Below are 19,044 nucleotides of genomic sequence, written 5' to 3'. Positions count from 1 at the left end.
GCATCGTCCTCACCCGATGATGCTGGGCTGCAGATCCCGCAGCGTGCGGCGGTGGGTCATCCGGGTGACCCCGAGCGCAGCCACCGCCAGGGCGGCCAGCATCCAGATCAGGAGGATCCCGACGTCGGCCCACACCCGAGTTGCCGAGCCGCCATACATCAGCTGCCGCATGGCGTCGACGACGTACCCCATCGGAAGCACGTGGTGCAGGGCGGCCAGCGGAGACGGGAGGGTCTGCCAGGGGAACGTGCCTCCGGCCGTCACCAGCTGCAGCACCATCAGCACGAGTCCCACGAACTGTCCCACCGATCCCAGCCAGACGTTCAGGGTCAGGATGATCGCGGCGTAGGTGAACGAGGCGAGGACCAGGATGCCCAGCGTGCCGAGCGGATGCGCGAAGCCGAAGCCGAGGGCGAGGGAGAGCACCCCGAACAGCGCGATCATCCCGATGCCGCCGAGGAGGGCGGGGGTGAGCCAGCCGGCGAGAGTCACGCGCACGGGGGAGCGCAGGGCCGTGACTGCGCGGCGGGAGATCGGCTTGACGATGAGGAACAGGGCGTAGATGCCGATCCAAGCGGCCAGCGCCGCGAAGAAGGGCGCGAGTCCCGCCCCGTAGTCCCCCGCGCGGGCAACGTTGCCGGTGTCGATCGCGACGGGGTCGGCGATCGTGCGGGCCTGTGCCGAGCGGAGCGACTCCGACGAGTCGGGGATTGCCGCGACGCCCTTGTCCAGTCCGTCGCGCAGCTCCCGCGCGCCGCTCTGGAGCGAGGCGAGCCCGTCGCGGAGCTTTGCGGACCCGTCGTCGAGGCGCGCGGCGCCTGCGGCGGCAGAGTCGGCGCCCGTCGCGAGAGCCGTCGATGCGCTCGACAGTCGGGCTGCTCCCGTCGCGGTGCGCCGCGCACCATCGGCCACCTGTCCGGCTCCCGTAGAGACCTGTGCGGCGCCCGACGCCAACCGGTCGACCTGGGCCACGGCGTCGGCGACGCGGTCGCCACCCCGTCGGACCGCGTCGGCGAGCGGATCGAGTCGCGAGAGCACGGCCGAGATCTCCGCCGATGACAGCCCCTGCCGCTCCAGTGCCTCGCGAAGGTCGGCGCGCGCCTCGGGCAACAGCGCGACGGCACGCGCTGCGGCGTCTCCGGCGCGGTCGGCGTATCCCGCGAGAGTCGCCGTGCCGTCGGCCACCTGCGACGCCCCGGCGGCAACCTTCTCCGCCCCGTCGGCGACGGTCGCCGTCCCCGAGGCGAGCGTGCCCGCCCCGTCGGCGAGCTTTCCCGCACCGTCCGCGAGGGTCGAGGCTCCCTCGGCGAGCGTGTGCGCGCCGTCGTTCAGCGTCGTCGCGCCCCGCAGCGCGCTCCCGGCGCCATCGGCCAGGCGTGCGGCGCCATCGGCGGCCGAGACGAGCTTCACGCGGATGTCGGCGATCCCGTCCAGCAGGCGGCCGGAGGCTTCCTTCGCCACGGACTCGGCGACCGTCCGGCGGATCTTCTCCACGGCCTGAGTGCCGATCGTCGAGGCGAGGTAGTTGTTGGCGTCGTTGGTGGCCAGGGCGATCGTCGCCTGGTGGGGATCGTCGCCCGATGCGCTCGTGAGCGCATCGGAGAAGTCGGCGGGAAGGGTCACGGTGAAGTCGACCAGGCCCTCCCGCAGAGCCTGCGCGGCGGCATCGGCGCTCAGCACCTTCCAGTCGAAGGCGCCTCCGTCCAGGAGTTGAGCCGTCACGTCCGACCCGTAGGCGGCGGCCGGCTGATCACCCGAGGCCGCGGCCCCTTCGTCGAGGTTGACCAGCCCGACGGGCACGTCCGCGAGCTTGGCGTAGGGATCCTGATTCGCCCAGAGGTAGAGGCCGCCGTAGAGTACGGGCACGAGCAGGAGTGCGATCAGGGCGATGACCGACATGCGTGTCGAGGTCAGGCGGCGGAACTCGGCCGCGATCATGGCGGGAATCTTCATCGGGTGACGTCCTTTCGCCGCCGGAGACCGGGGCTGACCGCGCGCACGCGGGGTGCGCGACGACGCGGCCGCGGAGAGGAGGGGCTCTCGGAGATGACGCGAGCGGCCGCCTGCCCCGCGATCACCAGCACGGCGAATCCGCGTCCGGCGAACTCCTCCGCCAGCAGCCACCAGTCCCGGGGGTCGCCGCCGTGGCGATCGGGTGACACGAGCACGAGAGCCTCCACTCCGGGCCGCAGAGCCGCGAGCTCGAGGAGGATCCGCAGACGATCCCGCGGGGCGACGTCGGCGAACGGCGTGCGCGACAGGTGGCGCAGGCCGTGATCGTCGAGCCAGCGGCGGGCCGAGAGCGGATCCGACAGGCGTCCTGCGAACATCAGCTCTTCGCCCACGACGCCGGCCACGATGATGTTGGGTGCCGGCTCGCTCACATCCGGCGCGTCGATGAGTGCGCTGCGCCGACGCAGGTCCCGGGAGCGGCGGGCGCCGTCGACGAGGACGCTGCCGCTGTCGGGCTTCATCCGTCCCGAGGCGATGAGCCCGAGCACCGTCGGGCGCTGCTCCGTCTCGGCCATGGCGAGGGTCGCACGCCCGGAGCGGTAGGTGAGGGTCGTGGCGGGCAGGGCGATGCCGCGACGCCCCTTCGATACGTCGGTCAGCTGGATCAGCACGGCGATTCCTCTTCCAGTCGCGTCACGAGGGCGTCGCCGTCGCGCCACGACAGGCCGGCGATCGAGAGTACGGCCCGCACGGCGAGCGGTCGCGCCTGCGGAGATGCCGCATCGACGCGGGTGACCATCGTCCGGGCGGTCTCCTCGATGAGGCGCGACAGCGTGGGGGCGGGAACGTCGGTGCGGAGCGTGTCGGTCTCCTGTCCCCTCCGCACGATCGCGGCCACGCAGCGCCGGAGGGGCGCGAGCGCCGTGGCGGTGTCGTCGAGGTGACCGTCGTCGAGCGCGATGGCCGCGGCCACCTGAACGTGGGCGGCCTCGCTCCAGAGGCGATGCGTCAGACGCGCCAGGGCGAGGGGCGGGTCGTCGTCGGTCTCGATCTGCTCGGCGAGGGCGTTGAATCGTCGAGCCCCCGCGAGCAGCATCTCTCGGAGCAGCGCGTCGCGGTCGTCGAAGTGTCCGTAGAGGGCGCGGCGGCTGAGTCCGGCGGCGCGGGCGATCGTGTCGATCGAGGCGTGCGGATCGTGGGCGAGGGTGGTGGCCGCCGCCGACAGGATGCCTTCGCGGTTCGCCGCGGCATCCCTTCTCGGGCGACGCGCCGGCGCGGTCGTGGTCACCGCATCAGTGTACGATCCTGCACACGCCTGTGCAACTTGTTTCGGCGAACTCCCAGCCTCCGCTCACGCACCCCCGCTCACCACCCCATCTCAGGCAACCCATCTCAGGTGGCCCATCTCAGGTGGCCCATCTCAGGTGGCCCATCTCGCCCCGACCACCCCGCTCAGGTGGCGCATCTGGTGGCTTCGCGCGCGCGAAAGCAGCAGAATGCGCCACCTGAGCGGGCAGGGCAGGGCGGGGAGAGGCAGGGAGTCAGTCGGCGCCAAAGTCGAACGACGCGGACTCGGACGCCTCGTCCACGGCCTCGGCGAGCTCCTCGCGGGCGGAATCGAACGGCTGCGCGTGTCCCGTGATCCCCGCGGCGCCGCCGGTGGCCAGCTCGCCCACCAGGTCGGCCGTCGGGCCGCCGATGAGCCCGAGCCCGGCATACTGCTCGAGCCGGGAGCGCGAGTCGGCGATGTCCAGGTTCCGCATCGTCAACTGTCCGATGCGATCGATCGGGCCGAAGGCGGCGTCGCCCACCCGCTCCATCGAGAGCTTCTCGGGCGCGTAGGACAGGTTCGGCGACACGGTGTCGAGGATCGTGTAGTCCTCGCCGCGTCGAAGTCGAAGCGTGACCGTTCCGCTGATCGCCGATCCGACCCAGCGCTGGATCGACTCCCGGAGCATGAACGACTGCGGCTCCAGCCACCGCCCCTCGTACATGAGCCGACCGAGGCGGCGACCCTGCTCGTGGTAGGTCGCGAGCGTGTCCTCGTTGAGGATGCCGTTGACGAGGCGCTCGTAGGCGATGAACAGCAGTGCCATCCCGGGCGCTTCGTAGATGCCGCGCGACTTCGCCTCGATGATGCGGTTCTCGATCTGGTCGCTCATCCCGAGGCCGTGGCGGCCTCCGATCGCGTTCGCTTCCTGCACGAGCGCCACCGCATTGGTGTACTCCACGCCGTTGATGGCCACGGGGCGACCGGCCTCGAATGTCACCGAGACGTCTTCCGTGGCGATCTCCACCGACGGGTCCCAGAATCGGACGCCCATGATCGGCTCGACCACTTCGAGGGAGACGTCGAGGTGCTCGAGCGTCTTGGCCTCGTGGGTCGCGCCCCAGATGTTGGCGTCGGTGGAGTAGGCCTTCTCCACGGAGTCGCGGTAGGGGAAGTCGTGTGCGACGAGCCATTCGCTCATCTCGGTGCGCCCGCCGAGCTCGGTGACGAAGTCCGCGTCGAGCCACGGCTTGTAGATGCGCAGGGCCGGGTTGGCCAGCAGGCCGTAGCGGTAGAAGCGCTCGATGTCGTTGCCCTTGTAGGTGGAGCCGTCGCCCCAGATGTCGACGCCGTCCTCCTTCATCGCGCGCACGAGCAGCGTGCCGGTGACGGCGCGTCCGATGGGCGTGGTGTTGAAGTAGGTGCGGCCGGCGGAGCGGATGTGGAAGGCGCCGCACGAGAGGGCGACCAGTCCCTCCTCCACGAGCAGGGGCTTGCAGTCGATGAGCCGCGAGGCCTCCGCGCCGTACTGCAGCGCGCGGCCGGGGATCGAGGCGATGTCGTCTTCGTCGTACTGACCGAGGTCGCCGGTGTAGGTGTAGGGGACGGCGCCCTTGTCGCGCATCCACGCGACGGCGACGGAGGTGTCAAGGCCTCCCGAGAAGGCGATGCCGACGCGCTCGCCGACGGGCAGGGACTGAAGGACCTTCGACATGCCGTCAAGTCTAGAGTGCCGTTCCTTCCCGCTTCCGCGGCATGACGAGCCGCATCGCGCGCAGCGGACGACCGCTTTCCGCCGAGGGTCGGCCGGTCTGCGCGGTCGAGCTGTGGGTGCGCGGTTCCACGTCTATCTTCGCTGGCGGTCGCGGGTCAGGGGAGTCCCGCGCACGACAGGGGGAGGAACAATGGAGAGGGAACTGACGCGCCGTGTCGCGCTGAAGGTGGGGGCAGGAACGGTCCTGGCAGGGCTCGCGGGGGTCTCGCTGACGCCCGGGGCATACGCGGCACCGGCTCCGCAGGGGACGGCGCCGTCGGCACCCGCCCAGGCGTCGACAGGTCTGACCACGGCACCGGCCGCCGTCGCGGCGAACGAACTGATGGAACCGCCGCCGATGGCGACTCGCACATTCGGCACGCTGCGCGCGACCGACTGGACGACGCCGCCGATTCGCTTCGAGTACAAGGGCAAGCAGTTCCGGCGCTATCCCGACGCGTCGAAGAAGAACCACCCGGCAGAGGCCTGGGTGCACGTCTACCTTGCCACCTGGAAGAAGAGCAAGACCGAGGTGCTCGTCCATGGGGGCCTCTCGAAAGCTGCCGCGAAGGCGAAGGCGCACGCGCACACGCTCGCGCTGGGTCGTGTTCCGAACTTCCTGCGGCGCGAGGTCAAGGAGATGCGCATCTACAGCGGCGCGCACTCGGCGACATCTCTGAATCGCGTCATCAGCATCTACGAGGGCGCAAACTATCCGACGCATCGGTGGGCCAACGTGTATCTGCATGAGGCGGCGCACTGCCTCAACGAGAAGCTGCGCGCGAACAAGCGACTGCTCAAGAAGTGGAACCGCGCGGTGGCGGCGGACCGGGTCGGCCCGAAGGCTCAGCGTGGAGGCTTCATCTCGGAGTACGCCCGCGACCACCGCAAGGGTGAGGACTTCGGTGAGAGCGTGATCTCGTGGCTGGCCCTCCGTTTCCACCCCGATCGGCTGGCGGAGCAGGCACCTGGTGCGGCGCCGTTCATTCGCGCCCAGATTCCGAACCGGATGGCGTTCTTCCGCGCGCGGGGATGGGACACCGCTCCCTGGAGGTGACGTGGCGCCGTCACCGCCGTGCGCGGAGTCGGCCCACGCCGACCACAGCGGCGGCGGTGGCCGCGATGCCGATCGCGATCACCACCACATACGGCGCAACACTCGCCACCCCTCCGGGCCTGTTCGGATCCAGGAACGGATAGGGGTACCACCACGGATTGCCGGTGGACGGCGAGATCACCAGGGGTCCGCGCACCATCGTGTAAACGACCCAGACGAGGGGATATCCGAGGGCGATCGCCACGGTGGACCACGGGAGAGCTCGCCGGCGGGGCGCGAACAACAGGTCGATGAGAAGCAGGCCCGGGACGATGACGTGGAGCACCTCGTTCGACCACGGCACGGTCACGCCCTGCGGCAACGCGATTCCGCGCAGCAGGAGGTTGTAGACCACGCCCGTCACGAGCATGTAGGTCGTGACGCAGACGAGGAGCGTCGCCAGCCACCGTGGCTCGACGCTCTGTCGGCGCCCCGACGTCCAGGCCCACACGGCGGCCACCGTGAGCACGATCGCCGCGGCGAGGTTCGACTGGATGGTGAAGAAGCTCAAGAAGTTCGTCACGACGGTGGCGACGTCAGAACCCCAGACGGTCGTGCTCTCCTGCGCATTGCGCACGGTTCGTTCCAGCTGCGCCACGATCGCGACGAAGGCGAGCGCAGCCGTGGTGGCGCGGACGAAGGGCCACGCGCGTGCGTGGGTAGGGGATGCCGCCATGCCGTCACCCTAGCGGCGGCCGCACCGCGGTCACAGCAACGAGGCGAGACGCTTCTTGCGCAGGTTCTCCTTGACGATCCATGCGACGTCGGGATCGCCGGAGTCGAGCGCCTGGAACGCGGGGATCCCCCGAGCCGGATCGGCGGCGACCGCGACGCTCCAGCAGTACCCGAGGGCCTGACGCAGCGTCCGCGCAGACGGCGCCGTGCGCCGGTCCGTGGGCAGCGCGGCGAGGTGATCGGTCGCCCGGCGGCACGCATCCAGGGCCGCAGCGGCCATCTCGGGCGTCCGGAGCAGCCTCGGCTCACAGATCGCCGTGATCGCCGCGCGCTGCACGAGCGGGTCCGTGTCGTCCACCCACTCGAGCACCAGCGCAGCGACGGCCGCGGGATCCTCCTCGGCGCGCAGCTGGAGGCCGATCGCGACTCCTTCTCGGACCCGCCAGTGGTCGTCAGCGGCGAGGGCGCGCGCCGCGTGTTCCTCTGCGGGGACGGCGGACCGGCGTGCCCGCGCGGCGGCGGCGCACATGACGGGAAACTCGCCACCGTCGGATAGGAGTGCGGCGATCGCATCCTCCGACGCGCGCCGGGCCGCGGCGATCGCGAGCGGCAGGTTGGCGCGGGGGCCGGGAAGGCCCGATCTCTCGGTGAGATAGGCGGGCCACCGCCCCGGCGGAAGGGTGTCGAGGTCGTCTGCGCCGTCCGAGCGTCCCATGGTCTGACCATACACCCGGCGATCCGCCCCGACCAGGGAGGAGCAGGCTCTCGGTAGAATGGCGACTCACCGTCCGTTCACGGGGGAGCACCCATGCCAGGCATCGTCATCGTCGGAGTCCAGTGGGGAGACGAGGGCAAGGGAAAGGCCACCGATCTTCTCGGTGAGCGCACCGACTGGGTCGTGAAGTTCAACGGCGGCAACAACGCCGGCCACACGGTCGTCATCGGCGACGAGAAGTACGCATTGCACCTGCTTCCCTCCGGGATCCTCTCCGAGGGGGTCAACGCCGTGATCGGCAACGGAGTGGTCGTCGACCTCGAAGTGCTCTTCGCCGAGCTCGCCGCCCTGTCGGCGCGGGGCGTCGACATCTCCCGCCTCAAGGTCAGCGCCAACGCGCACGTGATCACGCAGTACCACCGCACGCTCGACAAGGTGACCGAGCGCTTCCTCGGCAAGCGCATGATCGGCACGACGGGGCGCGGCATCGGTCCCAGCTACGCCGACAAGATCAACCGGGTGGGCATCCGCATCCAGGACCTCTTCGACGAGAACATCCTCCGGCAGAAGGTCGAGGGGGCCCTCGACCAGAAGAACCACCTGCTCGTGAAGGTCTTCAACCGGAGGGCCATCTCGGTCGACGAGGTCGTGGAAGACCTGCTGTCGTACGCCGACCGCCTCCGTCCCATGGTGTGCGACACGGCTCTTCTCCTGAACGATGCGCTGGACGCCGGCGATGTCGTGGTGTTCGAGGGCGGGCAGGCGACCATGCTCGACGTCGACCACGGCACCTATCCGTTCGTGACCTCCTCGTCCGCGACCGCTGGTGGAGCGGCCACCGGCTCCGGGGTGGGGCCGAACCGCCTCGACCGAATCGTGGGCATCGTCAAGGCCTACACCACCCGTGTCGGATCCGGTCCGTTCCCCACCGAGCTCTTCGACGAGCAGGGCGACTGGCTCCGCACACGCGGATTCGAGTTCGGCACGACCACCGGCCGTCCGCGACGCGTGGGCTGGTACGACGCCCCGATCACGCGCTACGCCACGCGGATCAACGGCATCACCGACCTGGTCCTCACCAAGCTCGACATCCTCACCGGCCTCGACCAGATCCCGGTGTGCGTCGCCTACGACGTCGACGGCGAACGCTTCGACGAGGTCCCGGTCAACCAGAGCGACTTCCACCATGCGACCCCGATCCTGGAGTACTTCCCGGGCTGGAAGCAGGACATCTCCACGGCCCGGTCCTTCGACGACCTTCCGCTCGAGGCGCAGGACTACGTGCTGGCACTGGAGGAGATGAGCGGTACGCGTATCTCCGTGATCGGCGTCGGACCCGCGCGGGATGCGGTCATCGTGCGCCACGACCTCGTCGACTGACGCAGATCCCCTCGTCCCCACCGCCCTGCGTGCTAGCTTTCTGGCCGCGCGAGACGGGTCGGGGGGCACCGTTCGCGCCGATCATCGCGTCCCCCGATCCTGGGGAGGATGACCATGTCTACAGGCGTGCCTGGAGAACGGGGAATGGGGAACGGCGAGCCGAGGCGTTCGGCGAGCGGGCGGTTCGACCGTCTGCGTCGATGGGGGCTGCGGACGCTCGCGCTCGCAGCGGCGGGGTTGGCGGTGGTCGGCGGAGGAATCGTGGCGTCGCCGACGGCCGATGCCGTGGAGACGCAACCGCGCAACGTCGTGATGATCATGGCGGACGATTTCTCGTGGGACCTCGTTCCGTACATGACCGAGTTGAAGAAGCTCACGGCCGACGGGGTGTCGTTCGACAACCACTACGTCACCAACTCGCTGTGCTGCCCGTCACGGGCGTCGATCCTCACGGGGCGCTTCCCGCACAACACGGGTGTGCTGCGTAACGGCGGCACGATGGGCGGCATCGAGGCCTTCCTCCACGGGGTCTCGCACTCGGGCGAGGTTCGCGACAACGAGCAGTACACGTATGCGGTGGAGGCGAAGGCGCGGGGTTACTACACGCTGATGGAGGGCAAGTACCTCAACGGCTACAACAACGACTTCGGCGTGGGAGACACGGTGCGAAAGCCTCCGGGATGGTCGATGTGGCGTCCGTACAGCAGTGGAGCATACGGCGGCAACAACTTCGCGATCGGTACGCCTGGCCAGCCGGCGAAGAAGAACAAGACGTACGCGACGGACGAGACGATCAACCGCGTCGCTGCCTTCATTCCCTGGGCCGCCAAGAACGACCGCGCGTTCCACGCGACGTTGTCGACGTTCACGACCCACGCCGGCAACCCGAACGGAGGCAAGACGCGCACCTTCGTGCCCGCGGCGCGCGACCTGCCCAAGACGAAGGACAACCCGAAGGGCGCCTACAAGAACGGCGACTGCGGCATCACGGCCAGTGGCGCGCGACGCGACTGCTACTCCATCCGCATCGAGTCGTTGCCCGGCAACGAGACGATGAACTGTCCTACGGCGAGAGACCGCACCGAGCTTCCTTCCGCCAAGCCCATCGGTAAGGACGACGCGTGCGAGCTCCAGCAGTATCTGCGCGATCGCGTGCGGATGGCGCAATCGCTCGACGAACTCATCGGCAAGACCCGTCGGGAGCTGACGAAAGCGGGTCTGTGGGAGTCGACCTATCTCGTCTTCACCGCGGACAACGGCTTCCACCTGGGTCAGGGCGTCGACCTGGGCCTCAGCGAGAACGGCAGCGGCAGGTTCCGCATCGGAAAGGGCTCTCCGTACGAGACCGACCTCCGGGTGCCGCTCGTGGTCGCCGGCGCAGACGCCGCGCGAGGCCAGGTCCGCACGGAGCTGACACAGACCGTCGACCTGCTCCCGACCTTCGCGGCGATGCAGCCGAGCCTCACGGGGGAGTCGGCGCAGATCGACGACCACGACGGACTCGATCTCCTGCCGTTGATCCGAGGCGAGCAGCCCCAGAGCTGGCGTCAGTGGGCCTACTCCGTCCACACGAAGGTCGCCGATCCGACCGCGGCAGGGCCTGACTCGGAGCCGGGAACCATGGTGCAGGACGGCTTCTTCGCCCTGCGGGCCGGTGGCGAGCTCTATGTCCAGAAGGTCAGCGGCCCTGATCGCGGGACGATCAGCCGGTTCTCGATCACCGACACCAAGAACGGCCGGGTGAACCTGCCGCTCGCGTGGGAGGACGTGGATCCGGCGCGCCGCGCGCAGATCGAGGAGCAGTTCCGCACCTTCGCCCGCTGCGGTGGCGGTGAGGCGGTCGGCACCGCCTCGTGCCAGGCCGCGGCCCGTACTCCGCTCTCCTAGAGGGGATCGCAACGCCGAGCGTCCACGACACGCGGGCCGACCTCGACGTCGGTCGGCGCGTCGTGGACACTCGGCGCATCTCGTGCGCGAATTACGCAAGCGGAAGGGCATTTTGCGCAGGAGGTGGGCGTCCCTGCCCCGATGCGGCCACGCTGACAGGGAGCCTCAGACGTTTTCGCCCTCGAACCCCCCGCGACGGTGCCCCACGTCAACCCTCAGCGGACCGTGATCGGCCCGCTGCCGAAGCGCGCACCCGCGGTTCGGCGACCGATTCCGTCGAGAGTTTCGGGAGTAGTTGCGCAGTGAACCCCATGCCGTACCGGCGCTCGTATCGTCGTCACGCTCCGGCGTTCGAACGACTCGGTCTGAAGGTGCAGGGCCTTGCGGAAGCCGAGCAGCACGGAGGACTCCAGCGCTTCGTCCGGTCGTCCAACTTCTCGATCGACGCCCTCGGCGACGGGGGTCCGCTTGTGGCCAACGTCGCCCGCTTCCCCGCGCTGACCTTCGCTCACATCGCCCTGCCCGACGTGCGAATCACATGGCCGCGCGACCGAGGGTCGACGCACCGCGCGCTGCTTCTCATCGCGGCGTCGGGCACCTTCTCGGTCGACACCGAGGGCGGCGTCCTTCGCCGCGGTTCCGGGCTGGTGCTCATCCGTCCCGGCGAGGAACGCGTGAGCATCTCGATGTCCGAGCCGCAGAACGACCTCGTCTACATCGGGTTCGGCGCCGAGCTCCTGGCCGACGTCGCGCTCCCGTCGTGGGCCTCGTACGACGGCCCCGCGCTCGACTGGACGCTCATCGCGCCCTTCTACGCCTATGTGCGCACGCTCTGTACGACGCAGACGCCGCAGAGCCCGGTGGTCTCGCCGTTGGCATCGGTGTCGCGGATCCTGCTGCGCGAGATGATCGGCGTGATCACGCGGGACGCCGCGGTTCCGCCCTCCCTGGTGGATGCGGCGCGCGAGGTGATCCGGGCGGAGTTCTCGGACCCCGGCGTCACCGTGGCTCGAATCGCCATGCGACTCGGCGTCGCCCCGCGCACGTTGCAGGCCGCCTTCGCCGCCGAAGGGGCAACCGTCAGCGGGGAACTGCGGCGGGCGCGGGTGACAGCCGCGCGCACGGCCAAGCGGACCAACCCTCGGATGACCGCGCGGGAGATCGCCGCGACGTCGGGGTTCGGCTCGGTGTCGGCGATGTCGCGCGCCTTCCGGGACGCCGATGCGCAGGAGGCGCACGACGACGAGCGCTCGCTCGTTCCCTGACTCTCGCTTCCCTCGGGAGGGAATGAGGCAGCTGGTGCGGGTCACGCGGGCTTCGACTCGGCGCGCCTCGTCTCCCCCGGCGCGGGTCAGTTCGCGCAGGAAGAGACGCAATCTGCGCAGAGTGCTGAAGTGACGCCGCCTCGCCCGCCACTCTGGCCCCAGGTGTGTGGCGATAAGGGTGTGCCCCGTCCCCGCCACGTCAGTCCCCGAGCCGATCGGAACCAGATGTCCCCCACACGCAGCACAGCGCCTCAGCGACGGTTCGTCCGTTCGCAGAAGACCCCAGACCGACGCAGCCCGAGGATCGCCATGCTGGCGGTCCTCTCCCTTCTGTCCGCGCTGTTCGTGACGACGGCGCCGCTGACCGCGCCGTCTGCGTCGGCGGCGGCGGGGCAGCCGTTCTCGGCGGCAGACCCCTACGTGTACATCGCGCAGGGCTCTCCGACGACGCTGTACCGGTCTCTCACCGACGCGAGCGGGAATGTGGAGTTCTCCGCCATCGGCGCAGCAGACCTCACGTACAACGCGATCGCGTACCGCACCGCAGACAACTACATCTACGCGGTCGGTGGCGGCGGCACGAGCGGCGTCGCCGCGAACTCCCTTCTCAAGATCGGCAACCAAGGCGGATACACCGTCCTCAGGCAGCTGCCCGTTGGAAGCAGCTCTGCCGCGTTCGGATCTGACGGACTCTTCTACATGGTCGCGGGCAGCACGCTACGGAGGCTCAACGTCGACAACACCACGGGGGCGGTGACGACGATCAACACCACCCTCAACGGTGCTGCGGTCTCGGTTGGCAGCCAGACGACCGGCGGCGGTATCGATATCACCTTCAAGGATGGCGCCTTTTGGTCGATGGGCTACGGCTACCTCGTTCGCATCACGCCAGGTGGTGTGGTGAATCGCTGGCCGTTGAGCGCCGTGGCCGGCATGACCGCGCCGTCCGCAACCGACCAGGCCGGAGCGGCCTGGACGTTCGGCAACGGGAACCTCGGTTTCTCGTACAACGGGTCTGGCACGGTCTACCAGATCTCGGTCGCCAACCCCACCGCGGCGAACCCCACGTTCCGGCTCGTGTCGACAAACACCGGTCCGCAATCGTCCAACAACGACGGCACGGCGGCGCCAGGCCTGCCCGCTGACTTCACCGTCGAGAAGACCGGGCCGGCCGTCTTCACCGCGGGCCAGACACTGACCTACACGCTGACGGTGCTGAACCAGGGCGAAGGGAACTCCTCCGGCTGGACGGTCACCGATCGCGTTCCGGCCGCGCTGACGAACGTCCAGGCGCCCTCGGACCGCTGTACCGTCGCACCCGCAGTGGCCGGGCAGTCCACCCTCGTCACGTGCGTCGGCGGGCGGACAGAGGCCGGCGAGAGTGTCACGATCGAGATCACCGCGACCGCCCCGACGGCGACGACCGGGTGCATCACCAATGAGGCAGAGGTCACCGGCAACGAAGCCGACCCGGATGACACCGACAACAGGGACACCGCCCTGACCTGCGGCACGAGCATCGGGCTCGTCAAGTCGGCGTTGCCGGTCGATGACGTCAACGGCAACGGCATCACCGACGTCGGCGACGAGATCACGTACTCGTTCGCGGTCACGAACACGGGAAACGTCGCCCTCAGCGCCCTGCAGGTGGACGACCCGCTGATCGGCGCCGTCACCTGCCCGACGGGTTCGGTCCCGGCCGGCGCGACGGTCACCTGCACGGCTGATGCCGTGCACGTCGTGACGGCCGCCGATGTGGATGCCGGCGAGGTCGTCAACACCGCGACCGCCTCGGGCCTCCCCGCGGGCAGCACGACGCGCGTCACCTCCACCCCGTCGACGGTCGAGGTGCCCACCGAGGAGCCCGAGCCCGGCATCGGACTCGTGAAGTCCGCGTCTCCGTCCGACCCCGACTCGTTCACCGTCGGGCAGGAGATCACCTACTCGTTCGTGGTCTCGAACACCGGCAATGTGCCGCTCACGGGCGTCACGGTCGATGACACCGTCTTCAGCGGCGTCGGGGAGCTCTCGCCCCTGTCGTGCACCCCCTCGACCGGAGCGCTGCCGGTGAACGGGCAGATCGTCTGTGAGGCGACCTACGTCCTGCAGCAAGGCGACGTCGATGCCGGCACGGTCGAGAACACCGCGACCGCGACGGGAACGCCGGTCGGCGGCGGCGACGATGTGACCTCCGACCCGTCGTCCACGATGATCCCGCTCGAGCAGGGTCCCGCCGTCACCCTCGTGAAGTCGGCGACGCCCACGACGGCGGCAGCCGCGGGCGACGAGATCGCCTACTCCTTCGCCGTGACCAACGCCGGCAACGTCACGCTCACCGACATCGCGATCGACGACCCGGGTCTTCCGGGAGTGACCGCCGAGTGCCCGGCCGGTTCCCTGCTGCCCGGCGCCACCGTCACCTGCACGGCGACCTACGAGGTGACCCAGGCAGACGTCGACGCGGGAACCATCGTCAACACGGCGACCGCCTCGGGACAGCCGCCGTCCGGCGGACGGACGGAGTCGGACGAGTCCACGGCGACCGTCACGATCCCGCCGACCCCCGAGCTGTCGCTGGTCAAGACCGCGACTCCCGACGAGGGCGACGCGGCCGGAGACGCGATCTCGTACGAGTTCGTCGTCACCAACACTGGCAACGTGACCCTCACCGACGTGTCCGTCGCCGAGACCGCGTTCTCGGGCACGGGCGACCTTTCCGCTCTTGTCTGCGAATCGGGGCTCGCCTCTCTCGCGCCGGGTGACTCGGTCACCTGTGAAGCCGAGTACGAGCTCACGCAGGCCGATGTCGACGCCGGCGAGGTGGTCAACACCGCGATCGCCACCGGCACCCCGCCGACGGGCCCGGACACCACGTCCGACCCGGCCGAGGCCACGGTCACGATCGCCGCCGACCCGTCGCTGACGATCGTGAAGTCGGCCTCGGCGGGCGCGGAGCAGGCCGGTGACGTCATCACGTACTCGTTCCAGCTCACCAACACGGGCAACGTGACCCTCGACCCGATCTCGGTCACCGAGGGTTCCTTCTCCGGCTCGGGCGAGATGTCCGCGGTGACCTGCCCGTCTGTGGCCCTCGCTCCCGGTGACGACGTCACGTGCGAGGCGACCTACACGGTGACTCAGGCCGACGTGGACGCCGGCTCGATCACCAACACGGCAGTCGGCGTGGGCGTTCCCCCCGTGGGTCCGCCCGTGGAGTCTCCGCCGTCGGAAGTGACGGTGGAGTTCGATCCCGAGCCGGGTCTCGAGGTCATCAAGTCGGCGGCGCCGAACGACTCCGCGTCGTTCACCGTCGGCCAGGAGATCACCTACTCCTTCGTCGCCACCAACACCGGCAACGTCACGTTGACCGATGTGGCGATCGCGGAGGGCACCTTCACGGGCTCCGGGACTCTGTCGCCGATCACCCCCGCCACGGTCGCCTCGCTGGCGCCCGGCGCGCAGACGACGTTCACGGCGACCTACGTCGTGACCCAGGCGGATGTCGACGCGGGCGGTGTGACCAACTCCGCCACCGGCACGGGCACCCCGCCGGACGGTCCGCCGGTGGAGTCCCCGCCCACGACCGTCGAGGTTCCGAGCGACCCGCAGCCCGCGGTCTCGCTCGTGAAGACCGCGACCCCCGACGAGGTGTCCGAGGCGGGCGAAGAAGTGTCGTACCGCTTCCGGATCACCAACACCGGAAACGTCACCCTCACCGCACCCGCCGTGGAGGAAGGGACGTTCACCGGTTCGGGCGAGCTCTCCGAGATCGTCTGCCCGGCGGTCGCCGGCCTCCTGCCCGGCGCATTCGTCGACTGCACGGCGACCTATGTCGTGACCCAGGCCGACGTGGATGCCGGTTCGGTGGAGAACACCGCGACCGCGACGGCTCAGCCGCCGACCGGTGCACGCGTGGAGTCGGACGAGTCGACGGCGATCGTGACGATCGATGCCGACCCGGGTCTCTCGCTGGAGAAGACCGCGTCGACCGACGATGCCTCCCGCGTGGGAGACACCATCACCTACTCGTTCCTGGTGACCAACACCGGCAACGTCACCCTCACGGATGTCGCGGTGGACGAGGGCGCCTTCACCGGCACCGGTGAGCTTTCTCCCCTGGCTCCGGCCTCGGTGGCATCGCTCGCCCCCGGCCAGGAGGCCACCTTCACCGCGACCTATGTGCTCACCCAGGCGGACGTGGATGCCGGATCGGTCTCGAACACGGCCACCGGTGTCGGCGTGCCGCCCGACGGGCCGCCCGTGGAGTCGCCGCCGTCGACCGTGATCGTGGAGTTCGATCCGGAGCCGGGTCTGTCCGTCGTGAAGTCCGCGACCCCGAACGACGCTGCCTCCTTCACGGTGGGCCAGGAGATCACCTACTCGTTCGTGGTGACCAACACCGGCAACGTGACGTTGACCGATGTCGCCGTGGCCGAGGGAACGTTCACGGGTTCGGGCACGCTGTCGCCCGTCACGCCCGGCTCGATCGCCTCCCTCGCTCCCGATGAGCAGGCGGTCTTCACCGCCACGTACGTCCTGACCCAGGCCGACGTGGATGCCGGCGGCGTCACCAACAGCGCCACCACGACGGGAACACCGCCGGACGGGCCGCCGATCGAGTCGCCGCCGTCGACGGTGGAGATCCCGAGCGATCCGCAGCCCGCGGTCTCGCTGGTCAAGTCGGCTTCGCCCGATGAGGTGGCCGCGGTCGGCGACGAGGTCGCCTACACGTTCCGCGTGACCAACACCGGCAACGTCTCGCTGACCGACCCCGCCATCGACGAGGGCGCCTTCACCGGCACCGGCGAACTGTCGGCTGTCGAGTGCCCGAGCGGTGTGACCCTCCTTCCCGGCGAGTTCGTCGACTGCACGGCCACCTACGCGGTGACGCAGGCAGACCTCGACGCCGGGACGATCGAGAACACCGCGACCGCCACGGCCGTCTCCCCGCAGGAGGTGACCGTCGAGAGTGAGCCCTCGACCGCCGTGGTGACGGCGCTCGCCAACCCCGGCCTGTCCGTGGTCAAGTCGGCCGACGCCGAGGGCGTCTCCCGGGCCGGTGACGTCGTCACGTACACGTTCGTCGCCACCAACACCGGAAACGTGACGCTGACCGACGTGTCGGTGTTGGAGGGGGAGTTCACCGGGACTGGTGCGCTCTCGCCGCTCACGCCCGCCTCCGTGGCGTCGCTCGCGCCGGGTGCGGAGGCGACCTTCACGGCCACCTACGTCGTGACGCAGGCGGATGTCGATGCGGGGTCGATCTCGAACTCCGCCACCGGCACGGGCACCCCGCCCGAGGGCCCGCCGGTCGAGTCTCCGCCGTCCACGGTCGTCGTCGGCTTCGATCCGGAGCCCGGCCTGTCGGTGGTCAAGTCGGCGACGCCGAGTGAGCCCGCCTTCTTCACGGTCGGACGGGAGATCACCTACTCGTTCGTCGCGACGAACACGGGCAACGTGACCCTGACCGACGTGTCGATCGTCGAGGGCGAGTTCACCGGCTCCGGCACGCTGTCGCCAGTCGCCCCGGCCTCCGTCGCGTCGCTCGCTCCCGGCGCCCAGGCCACCTTCACCGCTACGTACGTGGTGACGCAGGCCGACGTGGACGCCGGTGGGGTCACCAACACCGCGACCGGCACGGGTGTGCCGCCGACCGGTCCGCCGATCGAGTCGCCGCCCACGTCCGTGGAGATCCCGAGCGATCCGGCTCCGGCGCTGAGCTTGGTGAAGTCCGCCTCGTCGGCTCCCATCACGGCGGCCGGTGACGTCCTCACCTACACGTTCCGCGTGACCAACACCGGAAACGTGACGATGACGGGCATCGCGATCGACGAAGGAACCTTCACGGGAACCGGCGAGCTCTCGCCGGTCACCTGCCCCGACGGCGCAGCTTCGCTCCTGCCGGGCGCGTCTGTCGACTGCGAGGCGACCTACGTGGTCACGCAGGCCGATGTCGACGCCGGGTCGGTCGAGAACACGGCCACGGCCACCGGAACGCCGCCCGACGGTCCGCCGGTCGAGACGCCGCCGTCCACGGTGATCGTCGAGATCGACCCGCAGCCGGGGCTCACGGTGGTGAAGTCGGTCGCGCCGCTCGACACCGACGAGTTCGTCGCGGGAGCGGTGCTGGAGTACCGCTTCGTCGTGACGAACACCGGCAACGTGACCGTGACCGATGTGGTCGTCTCCGAGGACGACTTCACCGGGACCGGTGAGCTGTCGGCCGTGGAGTGCCCGACCGATGTGCTGGCACCGGGTGACCAGATCACCTGCACGGCGAGCTACACCGTCACGCAGGCGGACGTGGATGCCGGCAGCGTGACGAACACGGCCTCGGTCGGCGGCAACACCCCGGGTGGCCCGCCGATCGACTCGCCGCCGTCCACCGTCACGGTTCCGAGCCTCGACGCGCCGGCGATCGCGCTGGTCAAGTCCGCCGATGTCTCGAACATCTCGAAGGTCGGACAGCGCGTCACGTACTCGTTCCTCGTGACCAACACCGGGAACACGAGCCTGACGGATGTCGTCATCACCGAGACGGAGTTCTCGGGGGCGGGCAAGATCTCGGCGATCACGTGCCCCGAGTACGGAACGCTGCTGCCGGGTCAGCAGGTCACGTGCACGGCGACGTATGTCGTGCAGGAGGCCGACCTGGACGGAGCGGATCTCGTGAACCGTGCCACGGCCACGGCGACGCCGCCGGTCGGAGCGGATGTCACGTCGCCGCCGTCCACGGTGCGGATCACCTCGATCGACCTGCCGGATGAGATCCCGAACACGGGTGGAACCGTGGCGCTCGGTGTCGTGGCGCTCGCGGTCCTGCTGCTGGTCGCCGGAGGAGTGCTGCTGGTGGTCGTGCGTCGACGTAGGGGAGGAGGTCGGGTCGCTCGATGAGCGCCTGACCCCGGGAAGGGGACGGTCCTGAGCTCTCGCTCACCCCCAGCGGACCGTCCCCTTCCCTTCTGCATGCCCGGCCGCGGGACAATGGAGCATGGCCACGGGCGAGATGGGATCTGTCGCGGCAACCGGGCGGGGCTGCGCTGTCTGCCA

At 69.7% G+C, this 19,044-nt stretch carries 11 protein-coding genes; 5 read left to right on the top strand and 6 right to left on the bottom strand.

What is annotated here, in order from left to right:
* Positions 1 to 9: 9 nt before the first annotated feature.
* From AVP41_RS12260 to argG, 4 genes are all read right to left on the bottom strand, one after another.
* Positions 10 to 1,953: a YhgE/Pip family protein gene (locus tag AVP41_RS12260; protein ID WP_067164780.1), complete on the bottom strand. Its 1,944-nt coding sequence runs from the start codon at positions 1,951 to 1,953 to the stop codon at positions 10 to 12.
* Positions 1,950 to 2,624, bottom strand: a complete 675-nt coding sequence (locus AVP41_RS12255) for a hypothetical protein (protein WP_067164775.1) — start codon at positions 2,622 to 2,624, stop codon at positions 1,950 to 1,952. The genes AVP41_RS12260 and AVP41_RS12255 overlap by 4 nt, the downstream gene beginning before the upstream one ends.
* Positions 2,618 to 3,241 (bottom strand): TetR/AcrR family transcriptional regulator, encoded by a 624-nt coding sequence (locus AVP41_RS12250; protein WP_067164772.1) that lies wholly within the window; start codon positions 3,239 to 3,241, stop codon positions 2,618 to 2,620. The genes AVP41_RS12255 and AVP41_RS12250 overlap by 7 nt, the downstream gene beginning before the upstream one ends.
* Positions 3,242 to 3,494: 253 nt before the next feature.
* Positions 3,495 to 4,937 (bottom strand): argininosuccinate synthase, encoded by a 1,443-nt coding sequence (gene argG / locus AVP41_RS12245; protein ID WP_067164768.1) that lies wholly within the window; start codon positions 4,935 to 4,937, stop codon positions 3,495 to 3,497.
* A 190-nt stretch (positions 4,938 to 5,127) separates the two neighbouring features.
* Here argG and AVP41_RS12240 point away from each other — a divergent pair, with 190 nt between their 5' ends.
* Entirely contained in the window at positions 5,128 to 6,033 is a 906-nt protein-coding gene (locus tag AVP41_RS12240) for a hypothetical protein (RefSeq protein WP_067164766.1), read from the top strand.
* Positions 6,034 to 6,043: 10 nt separating this feature from the next.
* On the opposite strand, the gene AVP41_RS12235 is transcribed toward AVP41_RS12240, so the two are convergent.
* The gene (locus AVP41_RS12235) at positions 6,044 to 6,748 is read right to left on the bottom strand and encodes a Pr6Pr family membrane protein (RefSeq protein WP_067164763.1); all 705 of its coding nucleotides are present in this window, start codon (positions 6,746 to 6,748) and stop codon (positions 6,044 to 6,046) included.
* Positions 6,749 to 6,778: 30 nt separating this feature from the next.
* On the bottom strand, positions 6,779 to 7,462 hold the full coding sequence (locus tag AVP41_RS12230; protein ID WP_067165915.1) for a PBS lyase heat domain-containing protein repeat-containing protein: 684 nt from the start codon (positions 7,460 to 7,462) through the stop codon (positions 6,779 to 6,781).
* A 93-nt stretch (positions 7,463 to 7,555) separates the two neighbouring features.
* Here AVP41_RS12230 and AVP41_RS12225 point away from each other — a divergent pair, with 93 nt between their 5' ends.
* The 4 genes from AVP41_RS12225 (at position 7,556) to AVP41_RS12210 (ending at position 18,888) form a co-directional block, all read left to right on the top strand.
* Entirely contained in the window at positions 7,556 to 8,842 is a 1,287-nt protein-coding gene (locus AVP41_RS12225) for an adenylosuccinate synthase (protein ID WP_067164760.1), read from the top strand.
* Positions 8,843 to 8,950: 108 nt separating this feature from the next.
* Positions 8,951 to 10,729 (top strand): sulfatase-like hydrolase/transferase, encoded by a 1,779-nt coding sequence (locus tag AVP41_RS12220; RefSeq protein WP_082829191.1) that lies wholly within the window; start codon positions 8,951 to 8,953, stop codon positions 10,727 to 10,729.
* Between the two features lie 311 nt (positions 10,730 to 11,040).
* On the top strand, positions 11,041 to 11,994 hold the full coding sequence (locus AVP41_RS12215; RefSeq protein WP_067164753.1) for a helix-turn-helix transcriptional regulator: 954 nt from the start codon (positions 11,041 to 11,043) through the stop codon (positions 11,992 to 11,994).
* A 309-nt stretch (positions 11,995 to 12,303) separates the two neighbouring features.
* Positions 12,304 to 18,888 (top strand): DUF7507 domain-containing protein, encoded by a 6,585-nt coding sequence (locus tag AVP41_RS12210; protein WP_067164750.1) that lies wholly within the window; start codon positions 12,304 to 12,306, stop codon positions 18,886 to 18,888.
* Positions 18,889 to 19,044 lie beyond the last annotated feature (156 nt).

Origin of the sequence: Microbacterium sp. TNHR37B (assembly GCF_001620065.1) — a bacterium.
GTDB lineage: Bacteria > Actinomycetota > Actinomycetes > Actinomycetales > Microbacteriaceae > Microbacterium.
This window is presented reverse-complemented; position numbering and strand designations above follow the sequence as displayed.